This is a genomic window from Micromonospora sediminimaris (assembly GCF_016863575.1).
GTDB lineage: Bacteria > Actinomycetota > Actinomycetes > Mycobacteriales > Micromonosporaceae > Micromonospora > Micromonospora sediminimaris.
On record NZ_BOPD01000080.1, the window covers coordinates 1 to 820 of the forward strand.

1 protein-coding gene is annotated in these 820 nt (G+C 67.6%); it reads right to left on the reverse strand.

Annotation, left to right across the window (positions count from 1 at the left end):
• Positions 1–669, reverse strand: a 669-nt coding sequence (locus Vse01_RS29175; RefSeq protein WP_507762957.1) for an NlpC/P60 family protein, incomplete at its 3' end; no start/stop codon positions are given.
• Positions 670–820: the final 151 nt, after the last annotated feature.

The window sequence follows — 820 nt, forward strand, 5'->3', positions numbered from 1 at the left end:
CGGCTGGGACTCGACGATGTTGTCGTAGCGGACCGGGGTGTAGAGAGCTGCGTAGGATGCCGTCCACGTTCTCTCGATGGTGTCGCTGCTACCGGTCTGTTCGATGACCACCGGGGTGGTCTTGGCAGAGTTGCCCCACCGTACGAAAAGCGCCACGTGATTCTCGCTCTGATCACCCGTGTGGCGGAGTAGAGCATCGCCCGGCTCCAGCGCGTTACGGGCGATGGTGTGGGAGCGGGTATGCAGGTTGCCGGTCCAGAAGGCGCTACCGGAGCCGCCCAGCCCCCAGGCCATCGCGACGAAACCCGAACAGTCGGTCCGGTAGTCGCCGTACTGGTTGCGGTAGCACCGTGACTGGCTGTAGGGGACGCCGGGTAGCCAGCTGCGCGCGCGAGTGACCGCATCCGCCCGCGTCATCTGCTTGTCGGCACCGTTGTTGGCGCAGGGCACCGGGGTGGTGCTGGCCGCCGCGAAGGTGCTTGGCTCAGGCGGCAGCCCGGGGTAAGTGGGCAGTGGCGGATCCCCGGGCGTGGACTGTGTGGCCAGCTGCGACGGGCCGACCGGCGGGTGCGCCGCCGCTGGTGACGCGGTGACCATACCCGCGAGCAGGGCCGTTGGCAGCAGCAGGCTGACCGCCCGCCTCCGCTTCCGGCTGATAGGAGAACGCACGACGTGTTTCCTTTCGCTGTGACAATTTTGTGTGGTGCGGTGGCCGAGGCGTGCACGGCGTACCGCTGTGGGCCTCTGCCTCGTGTCGTCGCCGGAGGTCCATTCCGGCGACGACCCCCCGATCCTTGAACTGCGGCAAAGGCTCGATGTC